At 69.0% G+C, this 18,099-nt stretch carries 19 protein-coding genes; 6 read left to right on the top strand and 13 right to left on the bottom strand.

What is annotated here, in order from left to right:
• Positions 1-70: 70 nt before the first annotated feature.
• Positions 71-892, bottom strand: a complete 822-nt coding sequence (locus tag LT972_RS03425) for a SipW-dependent-type signal peptide-containing protein (protein ID WP_232571799.1) — start codon at positions 890-892, stop codon at positions 71-73.
• 81 nt (positions 893-973) lie between these two features.
• Entirely contained in the window at positions 974-1,711 is a 738-nt protein-coding gene (locus tag LT972_RS03420; RefSeq protein ID WP_232571798.1) for a SipW-dependent-type signal peptide-containing protein, read from the bottom strand.
• Between the two features lie 229 nt (positions 1,712-1,940).
• Between LT972_RS03420 and LT972_RS03415 the strand changes: the two genes are divergently transcribed.
• Entirely contained in the window at positions 1,941-2,471 is a 531-nt protein-coding gene (locus tag LT972_RS03415; RefSeq protein ID WP_232571797.1) for a DUF7344 domain-containing protein, read from the top strand.
• Here LT972_RS03415 and LT972_RS03410 read toward each other — a convergent pair.
• Positions 2,468-3,265, bottom strand: a complete 798-nt coding sequence (locus LT972_RS03410; protein ID WP_232571796.1) for a hypothetical protein — start codon at positions 3,263-3,265, stop codon at positions 2,468-2,470. The two genes, LT972_RS03415 and LT972_RS03410, sit on opposite strands and share 4 nt — an antisense overlap.
• 73 nt (positions 3,266-3,338) lie before the next feature.
• Positions 3,339-4,046 (bottom strand): helix-turn-helix domain-containing protein, encoded by a 708-nt coding sequence (locus tag LT972_RS03405; protein WP_232571795.1) that lies wholly within the window; start codon positions 4,044-4,046, stop codon positions 3,339-3,341.
• A gap of 97 nt (positions 4,047-4,143) precedes the next feature.
• On the opposite strand from LT972_RS03405, the gene LT972_RS03400 reads away from it, so the two are divergent.
• Together LT972_RS03400 and LT972_RS03395 are read left to right on the top strand one after the other, a co-directional pair.
• Complete coding sequence (locus LT972_RS03400) at positions 4,144-4,767, top strand: metal-dependent hydrolase (RefSeq protein ID WP_232571794.1); 624 nt, start codon at positions 4,144-4,146, stop codon at positions 4,765-4,767.
• A gap of 24 nt (positions 4,768-4,791) precedes the next feature.
• Positions 4,792-5,274 carry a GNAT family N-acetyltransferase gene (locus tag LT972_RS03395; protein ID WP_232571793.1) on the top strand — a complete coding sequence of 161 codons (483 nt, stop codon included), beginning with the start codon at positions 4,792-4,794 and terminating at the stop codon, positions 5,272-5,274.
• Here the strand turns inward: LT972_RS03395 and LT972_RS03390 are convergent.
• From LT972_RS03390 to LT972_RS03380, 3 genes are read right to left on the bottom strand one after another with little or no spacing between them, the layout of a single operon-like run.
• On the bottom strand, positions 5,271-5,834 hold the full coding sequence (locus tag LT972_RS03390) for a transporter (RefSeq protein WP_232571792.1): 564 nt from the start codon (positions 5,832-5,834) through the stop codon (positions 5,271-5,273). The two genes, LT972_RS03395 and LT972_RS03390, sit on opposite strands and share 4 nt — an antisense overlap.
• 49 nt (positions 5,835-5,883) lie before the next feature.
• Positions 5,884-6,525, bottom strand: a complete 642-nt coding sequence (locus tag LT972_RS03385; RefSeq protein ID WP_232571791.1) for a GNAT family N-acetyltransferase — start codon at positions 6,523-6,525, stop codon at positions 5,884-5,886.
• Positions 6,526-6,553: 28 nt separating this feature from the next.
• Complete coding sequence (locus LT972_RS03380) at positions 6,554-6,997, bottom strand: pyridoxamine 5'-phosphate oxidase family protein (protein ID WP_232571790.1); 444 nt, start codon at positions 6,995-6,997, stop codon at positions 6,554-6,556.
• A 100-nt stretch (positions 6,998-7,097) separates the two neighbouring features.
• Between LT972_RS03380 and LT972_RS03375 the strand changes: the two genes are divergently transcribed.
• Together LT972_RS03375 and LT972_RS03370 are read left to right on the top strand one after the other, a co-directional pair.
• Entirely contained in the window at positions 7,098-8,510 is a 1,413-nt protein-coding gene (locus LT972_RS03375) for a phenylacetate--CoA ligase family protein (protein ID WP_232571789.1), read from the top strand.
• A 203-nt stretch (positions 8,511-8,713) separates the two neighbouring features.
• Entirely contained in the window at positions 8,714-10,165 is a 1,452-nt protein-coding gene (locus tag LT972_RS03370) for a replication factor C large subunit (RefSeq protein WP_232571788.1), read from the top strand.
• Here LT972_RS03370 and LT972_RS03365 read toward each other — a convergent pair whose 3' ends face one another.
• From LT972_RS03365 to LT972_RS03345, 5 genes are all read right to left on the bottom strand, one after another.
• Positions 10,166-11,110 (bottom strand): amino acid ABC transporter permease, encoded by a 945-nt coding sequence (locus tag LT972_RS03365; RefSeq protein ID WP_232571787.1) that lies wholly within the window; start codon positions 11,108-11,110, stop codon positions 10,166-10,168.
• Positions 11,107-11,853: an amino acid ABC transporter ATP-binding protein gene (locus LT972_RS03360; RefSeq protein ID WP_232571786.1), complete on the bottom strand. Its 747-nt coding sequence runs from the start codon at positions 11,851-11,853 to the stop codon at positions 11,107-11,109. Before LT972_RS03360 ends, LT972_RS03365 begins: the two co-directional genes overlap by 4 nt.
• Positions 11,850-12,536 (bottom strand): amino acid ABC transporter permease, encoded by a 687-nt coding sequence (locus tag LT972_RS03355; protein ID WP_232571785.1) that lies wholly within the window; start codon positions 12,534-12,536, stop codon positions 11,850-11,852. Before LT972_RS03355 ends, LT972_RS03360 begins: the two co-directional genes overlap by 4 nt.
• Before the next feature lie 3 nt (positions 12,537-12,539).
• Positions 12,540-13,325, bottom strand: coding sequence for a basic amino acid ABC transporter substrate-binding protein (locus LT972_RS03350; protein WP_232571784.1), 786 nt, complete (start codon positions 13,323-13,325; stop codon positions 12,540-12,542).
• Between the two features lie 65 nt (positions 13,326-13,390).
• Positions 13,391-14,224: a COX15/CtaA family protein gene (locus LT972_RS03345; protein WP_232571783.1), complete on the bottom strand. Its 834-nt coding sequence runs from the start codon at positions 14,222-14,224 to the stop codon at positions 13,391-13,393.
• Between the two features lie 135 nt (positions 14,225-14,359).
• Between LT972_RS03345 and LT972_RS03340 the strand changes: the two genes are divergently transcribed.
• On the top strand, positions 14,360-16,618 hold the full coding sequence (locus LT972_RS03340) for an NADP-dependent malic enzyme (RefSeq protein ID WP_232571782.1): 2,259 nt from the start codon (positions 14,360-14,362) through the stop codon (positions 16,616-16,618).
• A 27-nt stretch (positions 16,619-16,645) separates the two neighbouring features.
• Here the strand turns inward: LT972_RS03340 and LT972_RS03335 are convergent, their stop codons facing one another.
• Complete coding sequence (locus LT972_RS03335; RefSeq protein ID WP_232571781.1) at positions 16,646-17,911, bottom strand: hypothetical protein; 1,266 nt, start codon at positions 17,909-17,911, stop codon at positions 16,646-16,648.
• Positions 17,912-18,099 lie beyond the last annotated feature (188 nt).

Below are 18,099 nucleotides of genomic sequence, written 5' to 3'. Positions count from 1 at the left end.
CCCGTGAGGGTGAAACCCACCGGCGGAGTCGAACCGCCGCCAGCACACCGGCGTGGGTCGAGTCGAGGGGTCACGCGCCGCCGAACGGCGCGTCGTTGTTCCGCACCTGCTCGGCGTCGAAGCGCAGCGAGAACGTCACCGAGTCGCCCTGCACGTCGTTGCCGACGCCGGGCGGCAGTTCGAACAACTGGTAGAACGTCCCGGAGTCGCCGTTGTTCCCGACGACGAGGGGCGCGCCGCCGGCGTCCCGCATCAACACGCCCGTCTGGTAGACGGCGTGGGCTTCGTCGAGTGTGGTGTAGTGCGCGCCACTCGGCGTGACGCCGTCGAGGTCCGGCGTCTCGTAGGCCGACAGCCCGGTCGAACTGACGTCGGTCGTGGGGTCGAGGTCGACGAGGTACTGGCGGACGTCGGTGCTCCCGAGCGTCTGGAAGTCCGCCCAGATCGAGGTGAGGAGCGTGCGCCCGAGGTCGCCGGGCGCCGCGGTGTCGGTCTCCGGTTCGGGGTTCGCGCCCTCCGCGTTCGCGTAGTCCTCGTCGACGGACGTGACCTGCACGTAGCCGGGGTTGCCGTACACCTCGGCGTCCCACTCCAGTAGGAACCAGTCGCCGGGTTTCAGGTCCGAGACGGTTATCGTGACGACGTTCCCGTCGGCGGTGTCGTCGGTGCCCGTCTCCGAGGCCACCTCGGGGTCGGGGAGGTCGGGGCTCTTCGCGCGCACGTCCACGCTCACGGCGAGGTTCAGCGCGCCCGCGGTGATGCTGTTGTCCGTGAACGACTCGGTGTCGTTGAGGTACGCGCTCGTGCCGAGTCCCGCGCCGGCGCTCGCGGCGCCGACGCCGGCGATGCCGGCGAGCAGTTTCCGTCGCGTGAGTTCGAGTTTCTCGGTCATGGTGGGTCCCCCGTTCGGGGAGACTCGCCGGCGGAGTCGAACCGCCGCCGCGGCGCGGGTCCCGGACGCGAGTCGACCCGTTCAGGCGCTGAACGGGTCGTCGTTGTTGCGGACCTGTTCGGCGTGGAACACGAGGTCGAAGGCCACGGAGTCGCCCTGAATCTCGTTCCCGACCTCGGCGGGAATCCAGAGCAGGAGGCAGAACGTCGCCATCGACTCGCCGGAGCCGACGACCGCCGGCTCCTCGCTGCCGCCGAGCGTGACGCCCGTGCTGTACGTCTCGTACGCCTCGGCGAGCGTCGTGCCCTCGGGGGTCGTGGCGTCCAGCCCGGAGAGGTGGCTGCGCGGCGGGTCGCTGTCCGCGCCCGCGTCGAAACCGGAGTAGACCTCCGCAATCATGGCCTCCTCCAGTTCGCCCTCGCCGTTCTCGTCGACGGGTTCGGGTTCGGTGTAGCCGTTCTCCGCGCTCGCGAGGTTCTCCGTCATCACCTGCACGTAGCCGGGGTTCTCGCCGATGTCGATGTCGAAGCAGATGATGCCCCAGTCGCCGGGCTTCACGTCGTCGACCTGGAAGGAGGTGACCGGGTCGCCGTCCGCGGTCGCGCTCAGTTCGACGGCGTCGCTCCAGTAGTCGCTGGCCGCCTCCACGGTCGCGGTGACGGACATGTCAAGCGTCCCCGCGGTGATGGTGTTCTCCTCGAAGGATTCGGTGTCGTTCAGGTACGCGGACGTGCCGAGGCCGGCGCCGACGGACGCGACGCCGATGGTGCCGATACCGCCGAGCACGCGGCGACGGGTGAGTTCGAATTCTTTGGGCATGGTTGGGTGTTGTGGCCCGACCGTCGGGGGCCGGGCGCTACCGATACCCACGGACTGCCACCCCCATATCTAATCGCTCGATTCACCCACAAACGACCGATTCGACGCTCCTAAGCCGCGTATTGAAATTTTTAACGGAGCGCTGTCGGCGCGCTAAGCGACCCGCTTCGAGCGCGCGAGAATAGTAAACGAACCGATAAATAAGCGGTCGGGCGCCCATCCCGGTTCCATGCCGGTGACTCGGAGTTCGATGTTGGCGGAGACACAGATTCACGACATCCTCCGGAACGACCGCCGGCGGCGCGTCATCGAGTACCTCCAGGAGAGCGTCGGTACCGTCACGCTCCGCGAACTCGCGGAGTCCATCGCGTGCCACGAGTGCGACGCGGACCCCGCGCCCCGGCCGCTCCGCGAGAGCGTCTACAACTCACTCCACCAGACTCACCTCCCGAAACTCGACCGGGAGGGAGTCGTCGCGTACGACGAACACCGGAAGACCGTCGCGCTCCAGCCGACCGCCCGCGAGGTCGACCGCTACATGGGCGTCGTCACGCGCTACGGCGTCACGTGGGCCGACTACTACCGGACGTTCGGCACGCTCGCGCTCACGCTCGTCGTCGCCAGCGAACTCGGCGCGCCCGTCGCGTCGGCGCTCCCCGCGCTCGCGTGGGCGAGCGTCGCGCTGTTCGTACTCGCCGCGTCGACGGCCTACCAACTGTGGGCGCGGCGCTGGGCGTACCTCCGGTCGCTCGTCGACTAAGCCTCGGGCTTGGGCGCCTCGAAGATGCGCGCGCCACACGACGTACAGGACGCCGCGACGACGGGCACCGACCGGCAGCAGGACTCCACGGTGTCCTCGCCGAGTTCGACCGAACCGTCACAGAGCGGGCACTCGTCGAGCCACAACCGGAGACCGGCGAGCAGGCGCGTGCGGTCGTCGAAGCCGCGCTCTCCCCAGTGCTTGTCGGCGTCCGCGAGCGCGCTCGCGCCGGCCGCGTCCGCGACGAACGCCGCCCGCGACGGCCACTCCGCCACGCGGGTGTCCGCGACGGTGCCGACGACCGCCTCGCCGCGCCGCGAGATTTCGGCGGGCGCGTCCACGTTCTCGGGGAGCATCGCGCGGAACGACGCATCGAGGTCGGCGGCCGCCGGGCGCATCCCCGCCCGCCACGACGCCCGGAACAGCGAGTCCAGACAGAGGTCGTCGCCGCCCGCACACGGTTCGAGAGCGCGCGCCGCGACGAGCGCGGCCTCCGGTTCCACGCCGGGGGATGCCTTGGTTCGCGGTTCGGGCGCGTGGTCGAACTGCGCGAGGACGCGCTCCGGGAGGTAGCGCTTCGTGAGCGTCGGCGTGCCGGGGACGACGTACCCGCGGAGCGCGACGAGCGCGACGCCGACGGCGGCGACGGCGGCGGCCGCGACGGGTTCGGCGAACGCGAGGCCGACGGCCGCCACCGCGACGACTGCGAGATTCACGACGGTACAGGGGAGACAGCGGTTCGCGCCGGTGTACTCCGGGCGTCGAACGGCGGCGACGGCTCGACGGACGAACATACGTCCACTCGGTCGCCAACCGAATTAGGTATCGGGTGGCTAATCGGCCTGAGAACGGCCTTAAACGCCGTTCTCAGGCGTGCTCTCGGAGCGCGGCCTGCATCTCCGCTAACTCCATCTCGGTGACGGCGAGCGAGAATCCCTCGCGTTGGGCGAGCGCGGCGGCGTGCTCCCAGAGGTCGTCCTCGGAGATGCCGTGGAGCAGGACGGCGTTCGGTGTGGGGTTGACGACGCGCAGCGCGACCAGCGGGCTCTCGCCGCGGGAGACGTTCGTGAACCCGAGCACGCGACTCGTGGACTGGCCGTAGAGCCGATAGAAGGAGTCGCCGCTGAGTTTCGTGATGACTTCGATGGAGTCGATGACGGTGTGGCCGTTGACGCGGGTGCGGTCCCCGGAGACGATTTCGGTGGCGTCGACGGCGTCGTAGAGGCGGTCGAGTTCGACCGCGGCGGGGTACTCACGCAGGTCGAGGACGGCGTCGCTGTCGAGGCCGGCCGAGAGCACGCGGGCGTACTGGCGGATGTGGTCGCCGCCGCGTCGCTCGTCGATGTCCAGCAGGGCGGTGACGAGGCGGTTGACGAGCGCGATGCCGGGGCTCTCGCGGCGCCCGCTCTCGTAGTCGGAGACGACAGACGACGAAACGTCGAGTTCGGTCGCGAGTTCGGTCTGGGAGACGTCGAAGTCGGTGCGCCACTTCCGGAGCGTGGCGCCGGGGTCGTCGCTGAGCGTGATTTCGCCGGCGATTCGCTCGGCGAGCCCGTCGCGCGGGTCGGCGTCCATGCCACCGTCTCGGAAAGCGGGCTGGAAAAACCTACCGGAGGAGTTCGTCACCTGTCGAAGGACAAAGCCCATTGGAAAGTGGTACCGAGTCGCGTGCATGCCTTCGACGGTCGTCCACGTCGCCTTCGGCGCGCTCGTCGCCGCGGCGCTCCTCCGCGAGTTCGACGCGCCCGCGCTCGCCGCGGTCTGCGGGTTCGCCGCGCTCCCCGACCTCGACACGTTCCTCGGCATCTGGGTGGCCGGCGGCCACCGCGCCATCCTCCACACCGCGCTCCTCCCGTTCCTGCTCGGCGCGGTCGTCGTCTGGGACGCCCGGCGGGCGGACTCGTGGCTCCGCGGGCGATTCGGCAACCGGGGGCCGCAGGTCGCCGGCGTCGGCGTCGTGGCGCTCGCGCTCGGCGGCATCGGCCCGGACCTGATGACCAACGGCGTGAACCTCCTCTACCCCGTCCACGACACGTTCTACGCGTTCGACGGCCAACTCAAACTCTCCTCCACGGAGGGCGTCGTGCAGACGTTCGTGGAGTTCGGCGAGGACACCGACACGGTCGTCGGGACCACCGAGACCGTCCACTACCGGACTGGCGTCGACGCCGCGAAGGGACAGGACCCCAAGAACGTCGAGCGCGTGTTCCCGGTCGTGATGTCCGGCATGCAACTGCTCGTCGTCGTTACGTCGGCGGTCGCCGTCGTCGGTCGGTTCCGGGAGGCCAACCGCTAAGCCGCCCCGCGTCCGACTCGCGGTATGGTCAGCGTCTACGACGCCGGCGACGCCGACGCCCTCTGGGAACTCAAGCGCGGGTTCGAGACGGGGCTCGGCGCGGGCACCGGCGGCGACGAGAAAGCGGCGGTCTACGAGGCGAAACTGGACGACGACTACCGCGAGGAGTGGCTGGAGTGGGTCAATAGGTGCGTCGACGAAGACGAGCGCTGCGTGCAGGTCGCGCGCCGGGACGGCGACCTCGCGGGCTACGTCTTCGTGCTCCCCGAGTCGATGGCGTTCGTCTGGGACGCCGCCGTCCTGAACGAAATCTACGTCCGGCCCGAGTACCGCGGCACCGGCGTCGCCGACGACCTGATGGACATCGCCGTCGACTTCGCGCGCGACCAGACGCTCCCGCTCGAGCGCCTCGTCTTGGACGTGGACCGCGAGAACGACCGCGCGCGAGCGTTCTACGAGCGACACGGCTTCGCGCACTGGGGCGAGATGGTCGCCCGCGACCTCTAACTGGTCGCGCCCGCGAGCGCGCCGCCCGCCGCACCGAACGCCAGCGGGTAGAGGAGCCCGGCGAGCACGACGCCGAGCACGTAATCGACGTGAATCGAGGAGCCGCCGGAGCTGTACTGGAACGCGAACAGACCGACGACCGCCAGCACGAAGTAGCCGCTCGCGAGTTGGACGCCGGCGCGAGCGCCGGTCTGTCCGTCGGGCGCGTTCGCGGCGCGAGCGAGCACGAACCCGGTCAGGACGAGCACCAGCGGCGGGAGCAAGTAGAGCAGTTGGGGCGCGTTCCCGTCCGCGATGAAGTTCCGGGCGACCCGCCCGCCCCCGAGGCCGGGGTGCGTGAACGCGACGGCGTGGGCGTTGTAGAACAGCCAGCCGACGCCCTGCCACGTCGGAATCGGGTCGCCGCCGAACAGCGACGCGACGAAGTTGTAGCCGTCCAGCGCGTTCTCGACCGACGACGACTGCCAGAGGTACGTCACGACGTACCCGAGGGCGTACGCGAGCACGCCGGCGACGGCGCCTGTACCGAGCGCGTTCCTGTCGAGCGTTCGCGTCGACATACCCCCGGATTCGCCGCGCCCACAAGAGGGTTTTTTGGCCGGTTTCCTGTCACGCGCGGTCGTTCGCGTCGCGCCACTCCGAGGCCGAAATCGTGTACCTGACCTCGTCTACCGGGCCGTCGGGGCTGTCGCCGTGGTGGCGGAGCAGGCCCTCGCGGCGGCCGCCGTTCGCCGCGACGTACTTCTCGATGGCCGCCTCGGACTTCGCGTTGTCCGCGTGGTGGGTGACCGCCACCACGCCGAAGTCGAGGCCGTCGAACGCGAGTTCGAGGAGGGCGTCCGCGCGCTCCCCGGAGTAGCCGTTCCCCCAGTACGCCTCCCGGAGCCACACGCCGAGTACCGCGCAGTCCTGTTCCCAGTGACACGTGAGCCCGCAGGTGCCCGCGAGCGCGTCCGGGTTCTCGCCGAGTCGCTCGGCCTCGTCCTCGCGCAGGCGAATCGCGTACGTCGCCACGTCGCCCTCGTCCCACTGTTCCTCGAAGTGAATCAGGGTGTCCCGCGACTCCTTCGGTGACTCGTGGGGACTCCACGTCAGGTGTTCGGTCACGTCCTCGATGTTCGGGCTGTTCCGGGAGGCGGCGCGGTAGAACTCGCGGACGGTGACGTTGTCGCGGCTGCAGCGCTCCAGTCTGAGCCGAGGCGTCGTGAGCGTCTCGGGGAACACGTCCGCAGCGTCGTCGTCGCCGAGCATAACAGTTGCCGGGGCGTGCGAACGCGAGTCAGGAACGCGACTCCTTCCGCCCGTCCACGTCGTCCGGGCGCAGACGGAAGAATCTAAAGGAGAGTTCGCGGGGTTCGCGCTCGAAGACGTCCACGAGCGGGATGTCGACGCGCTGGAGCCCCGACAGCGCCTCCGTCGAGATGCCGTTCTCGTCGGTCGGTTCGAGGCTGCCGTGTGCCACGACGCTCCGCCAGCCGTCATCGGTCTCGCGGTGCGTGACGAACGTCACCGGGCCGTCGACCGGGTCGGGCTTCTCGGAGTCCACGTCGTACGCCAGCCGGAAGTAGAAATCCCCGGACTCGCCGTCGTACCCGTACGAGACGGGGACCGAGTGTGGTGGGTCGCCGCCCGAGGTCCCGAACGAGATGACGCCGGTGCCGCCGCTCCCGAGGAACGCGTTCCGTTCCTCGTCGTCCATGTGGACCGACCGAGTGTCTTCCATGCGTGTTGGTATCACGCGAAACACGAAAACTGTGGCGGGGCGGCCACTCCCCGCCCGGTGGTGTTAGAACTCTAAGTATTCCGAGGCCGTACCGACTCTCATGGCCCGACACGCGCACGGCGACGCGAACGGAGCGTCCCGACTCGACCGGGCGCGCCTGACAGTCGACGTCTGGCGCGCGAAGTGGGCGGACGCCGACGCTATCGCCGCCCGACGGCGCCGCCGACTTCGCGACCTGCTGTCGTTCGCGCGCCGCCAGTCCCGGTTCTACCGGCGACACTACGCCGACGTACCCGAGGGAACCACCGACCTCGAACGGTTCCCGCCGGTGACGAAACCGACGCTGATGGCGAACTTCGACGACGTGGTGACGGACACCGCCGTCACCAGAGAGCGCGTCGACGCGTTCCTCGCCGACGACGCGAACGTCGGGCGCCGACTCCTCGGGCGCTACCCCGTGTGGACGACGTCCGGCACGACCGGCGAACCCGGCGTCTTCCTCCAAGACGACGCGGCGCTCCACCTCGTCCAAGTGGTGCCCGACCGCTGGATAGCCGACGCCGTCCTCGGTCTGACCCCGTTGTACCGCATCCTCGCCAACGACGCCCGCGGCGCGGAAGTCGCCGTCGCGGGCGGCCACTTCGCCGGCGCGTCCGGCGTCGCCCTGCTCGCGCGCGAATCCCGATTCCTCCGGGACCGACTCCGGCTGTTCTCCCCGACCCGACCGCTAGACGAACTCGTCGCCGCCGTCGACGAGTTCCAGCCCGCGTTCCTCGTCGGCTACGCGACGGTGCTCCTCGAACTCGCGCGCGCTCAGCGCGACGGCCGCCTCGACGTCTCGCCCGCGCTCGTCAGCCCGACGGCCGAACCCATCACCGACGCCGGCAAGCGCGAACTCGCGGCCGCCTTCGACTGCGCCGTCCGCGAGGTGTACGCGGCCACCGAGTGCGGATTCGTCGCCGTCGAGTGCGCGCGCGGGAACCGCCACGTCAACACCGACTGGGCGATTCTCGAACCCGTCGACGAGCAGTACGAGCGCGTCCCCGCGGGCGAATCCTCGCACACCGTCCTCCTCACGAACCTCGCGAACCGCATCCAGCCGATTATCCGGTACGACCTCGGGGACAGCGTCACCGTCCACCCCGACCCCTGTCCCTGCGGGAGCGCGTTCCCCGCCATCGACGTCGAGGGGCGCGCGGGCGACGTGCTCCGGTTCCAGACCGCGGACGGCGACGTGCCGGTGTTCCCGCTCGCGCTCTCCACCGTCGTCGAGGAGGTCCCGGGCGTCCGTCGCGCCCAAATCGTCCGCACCGCTGCGGACGCGCTCCGCGTCCACATCGAGACCGCTGGCGACCGAACCGGCGACGACGTCTGGACGCAGGTCGAATCCGACCTCCAGTCGTTCCTCGCGGCCCGCGGCGTCACCGACGTCCGCGTCGAACGCGCCGCCACGCCGCCACAACGCGACGAACGCAGCGGGAAGTTCCGGCACGTCCGGTCCGAAATCGACTGACTCGCGGGCGCGCTCTCGCTGGTCGCCTCGGTCGGGCACGCGGCTCGCGGGTCGTTCCTCCCCGCTCGCTGTAACGTGAACTCGCTTCGCCCGAGAACGCGGCTCGCGGGTCGTTCCTCCCCGCTCGCTGTAACGTCGTCCTCACTGCGTTCGGACGACGCTCTCCGCAACCACTAAACGCGGTTCGCGCCTACCACGCACCAATGGATTGGACGGAGAAGTACCGGCCGTCGTCGCTGTCGGAGGTCCGCGGGAACGACTCCGCGCGCGACGACTTCCGGGACTGGGCGCGGTCGTGGGGCGACCACGGGGAGGCGGTGATTCTCCACGGCAGTCCGGGCGTCGGGAAGACGTCCGCGGCGCACGCGCTCGCGAACGACGTCGGCTGGGACGTGGTGGAGTTGAACGCCTCCGACCAGCGCACCGCGGACGTGGTCGAGCGCGTCGCCGGCGAAGCCGCGAAGTCCGGCACGCTCACCGGCGGGTCGAGCGGGCGGAAACTCGTGGTGATGGACGAGGCCGACAACCTCCACGGGAACGTGGACCGCGGCGGCTCCGCGGCCATCACGCGCCTCGTGAAGGAGGCGACACAGCCCATCGTTCTCATCGCCAACGAGTTCTACGACATGAGCAACTCGCTGCGGTCGGCGTGCCGGGACATCGAGTTCCGGGACGTGTCCAAGCGCTCTATCGTACCCGTGTTGCGGGACATCTGCCGGCGGGAGGGCGTGGAGTACGACGACGCCGCGCTCGACGCCATCGCCGAGCAGAACTCCGGGGACCTGCGGTCGGCGGTCAACGACCTGCAGGCGCTCGCCGAGGAGACCGAACGCCTCACCGAGGACGACGTGGTGATGGGCGAGCGCGACCGCTCGGAGGGCGTCTTCGATTTCCTCGACGACCTCATCAAGGTCCACGACGCGCAGTCGGCGCTCGAAGCCGCCTACGACGTGGACGAGACGCCCGACGACCTCGTGAACTGGGTGGAGGACAACGTCCCGAAGGACTACTCGGGCGCGGAGTTGGCGACCGCTTACGAGTTCCTGTCGAACGCGGACGTGTGGCTCGGTCGGGTGCGCGCGACGCAGAACTACTCGTACTGGCGGTACGCGACGGACAACATCGCGGCGGGCGTGGCGGCCGCCCGCGAGCGCGACCACGGCGGGTGGACGCGCTACGGCCCGCCGTCCTACTGGCGGAAACTCGGAAGCAGTAGAGGGACTCGCGAGAAACGCGACTACGTCGCGCGCCACATCGCCGACGAGGCGGGGTGTAGCATGGCGACGGCGCGCAACGAGATTCTGCCGTTCCTCGAAGCGATGACCCACCACTGCAAGAACCGCGAACTGACGGTGGCGATGACGGCGGCCTACGACCTCAGCGAGGAACACGTCTCGTTCGTCACTGGTTCGGGGAAGACGACGAACAAGGTCGAGTCCATCGTCGAGGACGCCGCGGAACTCAAAGCGGAGGAAGCAGTCGAGCACTCGGGCGGCGCGTTCGAGGGCGCGACGCGCACCGACGACGAAACGGACGAGACGAGCGAAAGCGAGGACGACGTGCTGGTGGACGACGGCGACGAGGCGGCCGAGGACACCGCGAGCGACGACGCCGGTGACGACGACCAGCAGAAGGGGTTAGACGAGTTCTTCTGATTACTTCACGCTGGGACCGCGGCCGTCGCCGCTCCCGCCGACGCCCGGGATGGCGACCTGCTTGCGCACCCACTCCATCGTCGTGGTGGCGGAGAGCACGAGCAGGAGGTAGACGACCGCCGCCAGCAGGAACATATCGAGGAAGCGGAAGTTCTCGAAGGCGACGGCGCGCGCCGCCCGGTACAGTTCGGTGACGGTGATGAAGGACGCCAGCGACGAGTACTTCACGAGGTAGACGAGTTCGTTCGTCCAACTCGGGATGGCGTACCGGAGCGCCTGCGGCAGCACGACGAACCGGATGCCCTCGATTTTCGAGAGGCCGATGCCGCGGGCCGCCGTGAGTTGGCCGGGGTCGACGCTCTCGATGGACCCGCGGATGTACTCGGCCTGGTACGCCGCGCTGTTGACGATGAAGCCGACGACGGCGACCCAGAACGCTTGGGCCGGGACGATTCCCGACCCGACGAACGGCACCTCCGCGAACCACCGCGACAGCGGGAGCGCGTAGTACAACACGAACAACTGGGCGAGCAGCGGCGTTCCCCGAATGAGTTCGATGAACGCGAGTGAGACCCAGCGCGTGACGCGACCGTAGACGCGCGCCGCGGCGAGTGGCACCGCGAGCAGAACGCCCAGCGAGATGCCGAGCACCGTCAACACGACGGTCGCCCACGCGCCCGCAGCGAGGTCCGGGAGGTACGTCATCCCGAACGCGATGGAGTCGAGGAGATCCGCGACGAGGCCGGCCCACGCGAAAATCACACCGCCGTCTGCGACGTCTGCGAACGCGTTCGCGGCCGCCTCCACGGGCGCAGGCCGGAAGAACGGCTCGCCGCGGTCGACGACGAGGCCGCCGAGCCAGTCGTTCAGCAACCGGAGGGAGAGCCACGTCCAGAAGACGGCGAGCATCCCGTTCCGGACGGCGCGCTGCGTCAGCCGGCTCATTGGCCGCCGTGGAGTTCGGTGAGGCGACCGAGGAACGACGCCGTGCGCTCGTTCTCCGGGTCCTCGAACAGTTGTTCGGGCGGCCCGTGTTCGACGATGCGGCCGTCTTCGAGGAACATGATGTCGGTCGCGACCTGTCGCGCGAACCGCATCTCGTGGGTGACGACGAGCATCGTCATCCCCTCGTCGGCGAGTTCCCGCATCACCGCGAGCACTTCACCGATGAGTTCCGGGTCGAGCGCGGACGTGGGTTCGTCGAACAGCATCAGTTTCGGGTCCATCGCGAGCGCGCGAGCGATGCCGACGCGCTGTTTCTGCCCGCCGGAGAGTTCCGCCGGGTAGGAGTTCGCCTGCTCGCGCAGGCCGACCTGTTCGAGTTCCCACGCCGCCTTCTCGGTGGCCTTCTTGTCGCCCATATCGCGGACGCGCTTCAGGCCGAGTTTGACGTTCTCGATGGCGGTGAGGTGCGCGAAGAGGTTGCCGTCCTGGAACACCATCCCCACGTCGCGGCGCAGGTCGTTCTCGTCGATGTCGAAGATGGAGGTGCCGTCGAGCGCGATGTCGCCGTCGTCGATGTCCGTGAGGCGGTTGATGCATCGGAGCATCGTCGACTTCCCGGAGCCAGAGGGTCCGACGAGGACTTGCACGTCCTGTCGGTCCATCTCGAAGGAGATGCCGTCGAGGACGCGCTCCTCGCCGTAGCTCTTGTAGACGTCGTCGACGTCCACGAGCGGGTCGGTCACTGCGTCTCACCTCCGGGGATGGCGACGTGGCGGTGGACGGCTTCGATGCCGCGGTTCACGGTGAACGTCAACACGAAGTATATCGCAGACGCCGCGAGGAACACTTCGAGCGCGGCGGAGGTGCGAATCGAGTAGAGGTCACTGGAGCGTTTCAGTAGTTCCGCGACGCCGATGGCGTACGCGATGCTGGTGTCTTTGAGCACGATAGTGAACTCGTTCTGGAAGCCCGGGACGGACCGGCGGAGCGCCTGCGGGAGGACGACGTGGCGGATGGCTTCGAGTTTCGAGAGGCCGACCGCTCGCGCGGCCTCCATCTGTCCGCCGCTGACGCTCTCGATGGCGCCCCGGAAGATTTGGCTCTGGTAGGCGGCGCTCCGCAGGCCGAGTGCGACGGTCGCCGCGAGGAAGACGGGGGAGACGCCGACCGCGAAGTACGTGATGGCGATGATGACGAGAATCGGCGTGCCGCGGAGCGCGACGCCCACCGGGCGGACGACGCCCTTGCTGTACCGACCGCCGTACGCCTCGGCGACGCCGGCGGGCAGGCCGAGGAGGAAGCCGAGCACGATGCTGAAGAAGGTGAGTTGGACGGCTATCCACGTCCCCTCGACGAAGAACTGGCGCTGTCGCCAGACGAACGCCCAGTCGGTCTCGGCCTGCAGGGGGAGTAGCGTCGCGTCCATCCCTTACTCGCTAGCGAACCACTTGCGCGTGAGTTCCTCGTAGGTGCCGTCGTCCATCACGGCTTGCAGGCCCTCGTTGAGCGCTTGCTGGCGGTCGTCGTCGTTCGTGCGGACGCCGAAGCCGTACTGTTCGCCGGTCTCGATGGTGAACGCGGAGACCACGGGGCGGTCCGCGACGAACGTCTCCGCGACCGGGGTGTCGACGATGACGGCGTCGACGTTCCCGTTCACGAGGTCCTGCACGGCGAGCACGTAGTTCTCGTAGGCCGTCGTCTGGGACTCGGAGACGACGCCCTCTTCGACGAGCGCCTGCATCTCGCTCTCGCCGGTGGTGCCGGACTGCGCGCCGATGGGGCGGTCCGCGAGGTCGCCGGTGCCGGACGGGCGGAAGTCGCTGTTCTCCCGGACGAGGACGGCCTGGTTGGCGTCGTAGTAGGGGTCCGTGAAGTCGATGGTCTCGTCGCGGCCCTCGGTGATGGTCATCGCCGCGGCGATGGTGTCGATCTGGTCGTTCTGGAGCGCGGTGATGAGCGTGTCGAAGTTGAGGTCCGACCACTCGCCGAGTTCGTAGTCGGTCTCGTCGACGACCGCCGTCAGCAGGTCGACGTCGAAGCCGACGAGTTCGCCCTGTTCGTTGACGAACTCGAACGGCGGGAACCCGGACGCGGTGCCGGGGACGATGGTGCCGGCGCTGCCGCCGCCGAGGATGCTAGAACAGCCCGCGACCGAGAGCGCGACGCCCGTCCCGCCGACGCTCTTGAGATACGTCCGCCTGCTGATATCTGTCATGGTGTGTCGACCGTAGCACGCCCGTGGACTTAAACACACCAGACGACGCAAGCGTTCGCGCGCCGTCAGGTCGTCGCCGCGGCCGGCCCGTCGCGGGCGGCCGTGCGGACGGCGGCGACCAGCAACGCACCGACGGCGGCGGCGAGCGCGTAGTACGCCAGTTGGACCGCGGCGGAGAACTGGAACAGGCCGACGCCGAGCAGAATCTGAGCGGTGACGAGCCCCGCGGCGAGCGCGGTGGCACGCTCGGCGGTGCGGTCGCCGCGGCGGCGCGCCCACACGAACCCGGCGAGCGCGGCGGTGAACACGAGCAACTCGAAGAAGTGGTGGGCCATCTGGACGCGCGTGCCGTACACCGCGAACAGCGTGTTCCGGGAGAACGCGAGTTCGAACGGGAGGACGGCGAGGCCGGCGAGCGCGGCGGTGCGGACGCGGCCGACGCCGACGCCCGCGAGTTCGCGCATGCGGAGCGTCGTGTAGACGAGCGCGGTGAATATGGCGAGCGCGGCGAGGTGGTGAATCGCCTGCGTGAGCGGCATGTACCCCCACGGGACGAGGCCGCTGAACGTCACGGTGGTGCCGCCGAGAATCACCTGCAGGGGCAGGAGGACGACGGCGAGGACGCCGCCGAGGCGGACGTCCCGCTGGTCGTAGTTCCGCCACGCGACGGCGCCGGTGCCGAGGATGAAGAAGCCGACGATCATCGCCACGAAGCGGTGGAACCACTCGATGAAGTCGTGGAGCGGCAGGCCGAACGGGAGCAGTTGTCCGTTGCAGTACGGCCACTCCAGTCCGCACGTCGCACCCGACGCGGAGACGGCGGTGAACTCCCCGAGCAGGATGAGCACGAACGTGAGCGCGGTCGTCGCGGCCGCGAGGTAGTACGAGCGGCGAGCCATCGTTTCGACTTTCGGCGCTCGGTACGTATGCGTGTCGTCTTCCGCGCGCCCGCGAGAACCGACTTCGACGAACGACGAACCACAGATTCGACGCGTTGGGACAGGCTTTTGCCGGATGCCGCGGCAGGACTGAGTATGGGAACCGACGACGACGCGCTGGACGACGACGCGCTGGAGTACCACGCCAGCGACCCGCCCGGAAAACTCGAAATCGCGACGACGAAGCCGACGAACACGCAACGCGACCTCTCGCTCGCGTACTCGCCCGGCGTCGCCGCGCCCTGCCGGAAGATAGCCGACGACCCCGACGACGCGTTCACGTACACGACGAAGGGCAACATGGTCGGCGTCGTCTCCAACGGGTCGGCAGTTCTCGGCCTCGGCGACATCGGCGCGCAGGCCTCCAAGCCCGTGATGGAGGGGAAGGGCGTGCTGTTCAAGCGATTCGCCGACATCGACGTCTTCGACATCGAGCTCGACCAGACCGACGCCGACGACGTCGTCGAGAGCGTCGCCGCGATGGAACCGACGTTCGGCGGCATCAACCTAGAGGACATCAAGGCGCCGGAGTGCTTCGAGATAGAGACCCGCCTCCGCGAGGAGATGGACATCCCGGTGTTCCACGACGACCAACACGGCACCGCCATCATCTCGGGCGCCGCGCTCCTGAACGCCGCCGAAATCGCGGGCAAGGACCTCTCCGAACTGGAAGTCGTTTTCTCCGGCGCCGGCGCGTCCGCCATCGCCTCGGCGCGTTTCTACGTCAGCCTCGGCGTGAAACGGGAGAACGTCACGATGTGTGACTCCTCGGGCGTCATCACCGAGGACCGCGACGTCAACGAGTTCAAGGCCGAGTTCGCCCAGCCGGGAGACGGCGGCGACCTCGCGGACGCGATGGACGGCGCGGACGTGTTCGTCGGCCTCTCGGTCGGCGGCATCGTCAGCGAGGAGATGGTGCAGTCGATGGCCGACGACCCCATCGTGTTCGCGATGGCGAACCCAGACCCCGAAATCGCCTACGAGGACGCGAAGAACGCCCGCGACGACACCGTCATCATGGCGACCGGGCGCTCGGACTATCCGAACCAGGTGAACAACGTCCTCGGGTTCCCCTTCATCTTCCGGGGCGCACTCGACGTGCGCGCGACGGACATCAACGAGGACATGAAAGTCGCGTGCGCCGAGGCGCTCGCCGACCTCGCGAAACAGGACGTGCCCGACGAGGTCGTGAAGGCCTACGGCGACCAGCCCCTCCAGTTCGGCTCCGAGTACATCATCCCGAAACCGCTCGACCCGCGCGTGCTGTTCGAGGTGGCGCCCGCCGTCGCGAAAGCCGCCCAGGAGTCCGGCGTCGCCCGGACGAGCCTCGACCTCGAGGAGTACCGCGAGGAACTCGAAGCGCGCCTCGGGAAGAGCCGCGAGATGATGCGCATCGTCCTCAACAAGGCCAAGAGCGACCCCAAGCGCGTCGCGCTCGGCGAGGGCGACGACGAGAAGATGATTCGCGCGGCCTACCAGATGGCCGAGGAGGGCATCGCCCACCCCGTCCTGCTCGGTGACCGCGACACCATCCACGGCGTCGTCGACGGCCTCGGCCTCGACTTCGACCCCGAAATCGTCGACCCCGACGAGGGCGACCACGCGGCGTACGCCGACCGCCTCTACGAACTCCGCAAGCGCAAGGGCATCACCGAGAGCGAGGCCAAGAGCCTCGTGGAGCGCGACCCGAACTACCTCGGGTCGACGATGGTCGAAGCCGGCGACGCCGACGCGTTCCTCACCGGCCTCACCCACCACTACCCGAGCGCGCTCCGTCCGCCCCTGCAGGTCGTCGGCACCGCGCCCGACGCCGACTACGTCGCCGGCGTCTACATGCTGACGTTCAAGAACCGCGTCATCTTCTGCGCGGACGCCACCGTCAATCAGGACCCGGAGGCCGACGTGCTCGCTGAGGTCGCGCGTCACACCGCGGACCTCGCGCGCCGCTTCAACGTCGACCCCCGGGTCGCGATGCTGTCGTACTCGAACTTCGGGAGCGTCGACAACGAGGGCACGCGGAAACCCCGCGAGGCCGCCGCGATGCTGCGCGACGACGAGGCCATCGACTTCCCCGTCGACGGCGAGATGCAGGCCGACACCGCCGTCGTCGAGGACATCCTGCAGGGCACGTACGGCTTCTCGGACCTCGAAGAGCCCGCGAACGTCCTCATCTTCCCGAACCTCGAAGCCGGCAACATCGGCTACAAGCTCCTGCAGCGCCTCGGCGGCGCGGACGCCATCGGCCCGATGCTGGTCGGGATGGGTGAACCGGTCCACGTCCTCCAGCGCGGCGACGAAGTCAAGGACATCGTGAACCTCGCCGCCGTCGCCGTCGTCGACGCGCAGGAAGAGTAGGCCGCCGACTCGCTTTTCTCTCGGCCGTCACGCGACGCCGACTTCGGCGCTCGCGTTTACGTCTGCGCGAGTTTCGATGGTTCCGTCGGCTTCGACGTACTTGATGACGCCATCCTCAACGAGTGTCACCTGCGGGTCGGGGTTGCCGTCGTCCGTCCAGTCGAACCCGGCGACCGGCCCGGTGTCGTTGGCGCCGTCGGTCGTGAGTTGGGTCTCCACGCCCGTCGCGTCGTACAGCGAGACGTTCCCGGTGTCGTCCATGACCGGAACGCGGGACGGCGGCGCGCTGTCGAACTCGCGGGGCTGGCCGACGCCGACGCCCTCGGCCAGTCCGACGGTCGTGATTCGCGCGGCGCTGTCGCCGTCCACGAAGAACAGGTCCTGCGTGGCGTTCGCGAACACGAGGTCGGTGTCGCCGTCGCCGTTCACGTCCGCGACGCCCGCCACGGCGCCCGCCGACTGGCTACTCCCGCCCACGAGAATCTGGGTGGGCGAAGCGCCCGGCCGCACCCGGTAGAGCGTGTCGCCGTCGGACTCGTTCACGTAGTAGACGCTCGTCTCGCCGCGCCACGCCCCCACCGCGAGCAGGGTCCGGTTCGTCTCGACGCCGGACGCGACGAGCGTCGTCTCCTCGCCTGTCGCGTCGACGAGGCGGAGCGCGCCGGCGTCGGTCACGAACGGGATTTCGAGGCGCTCGTCGTCGTCGAAGTCCACCTGCTTCGGTCCAATTGCGGTTGCGTTCACGCCGTACTGGGTTATCGACCCGCCCGCGTCGATGGTGCGGAGCGCGCCCGACGACGCGTTCACGAACACCAATTCGGACCGGTCGGGCGCGAAGTCCGGCGTCGTGAACTCGAGGAGGTCTCGGGAGCCGGTCGGCGCGACGACGACGCGCGTCTCCGACTGCTCGGGGAGCGAGACGTTCGCTCGCACGCGGAGCAAGTCACCCGGCCGCCAGTCGTCGCCCGTGAGGACGGTCGTGCGCACGTCGGACTGGTAGGTGCCGTTCACCAGCACGACCACGTCCTCGGGCGCCGCGGACAACACCTCGTCGCCCGTGTTCTTCACCACCACCGTCAGCGTCTCCGTCGTCGGGTCGTAGATGGTTTCGGCGTTGCTCGGGTCGCTGACGACGCGAATCTCGGCGTCCACCTGTTCGGCCTCGACGCTGCTGTCCTCCGCAATCGCGTTCCCGAGTCTGGACGCGCTACTCGTGAACGTGCCCGCGACGGCCGCCGCCACGAGGACGGCGGCGATGAACAACACGAGGTGCGCGGAGGAGACGGACGCCACTCACGCACCACCGGCCGCGGGACTGCCGCTCATGGACTCCTCTCGGCACCGCCCCCGATTCAACCTTGTGGCTCGCGCGACACGCGAAGAGACATTTTTCGCGACACCGCCATCGGTCAGTCGCCTCCTGCGACACCGCCACCGGTCAGTCGCCTCCCGCGACACCGCCATCGGCCAGTCGCTCGCCG

The organism is Halobacterium litoreum (assembly GCF_021233415.1).
Lineage (GTDB): Archaea > Halobacteriota > Halobacteria > Halobacteriales > Halobacteriaceae > Halobacterium > Halobacterium litoreum.
This window is presented reverse-complemented; position numbering and strand designations above follow the sequence as displayed.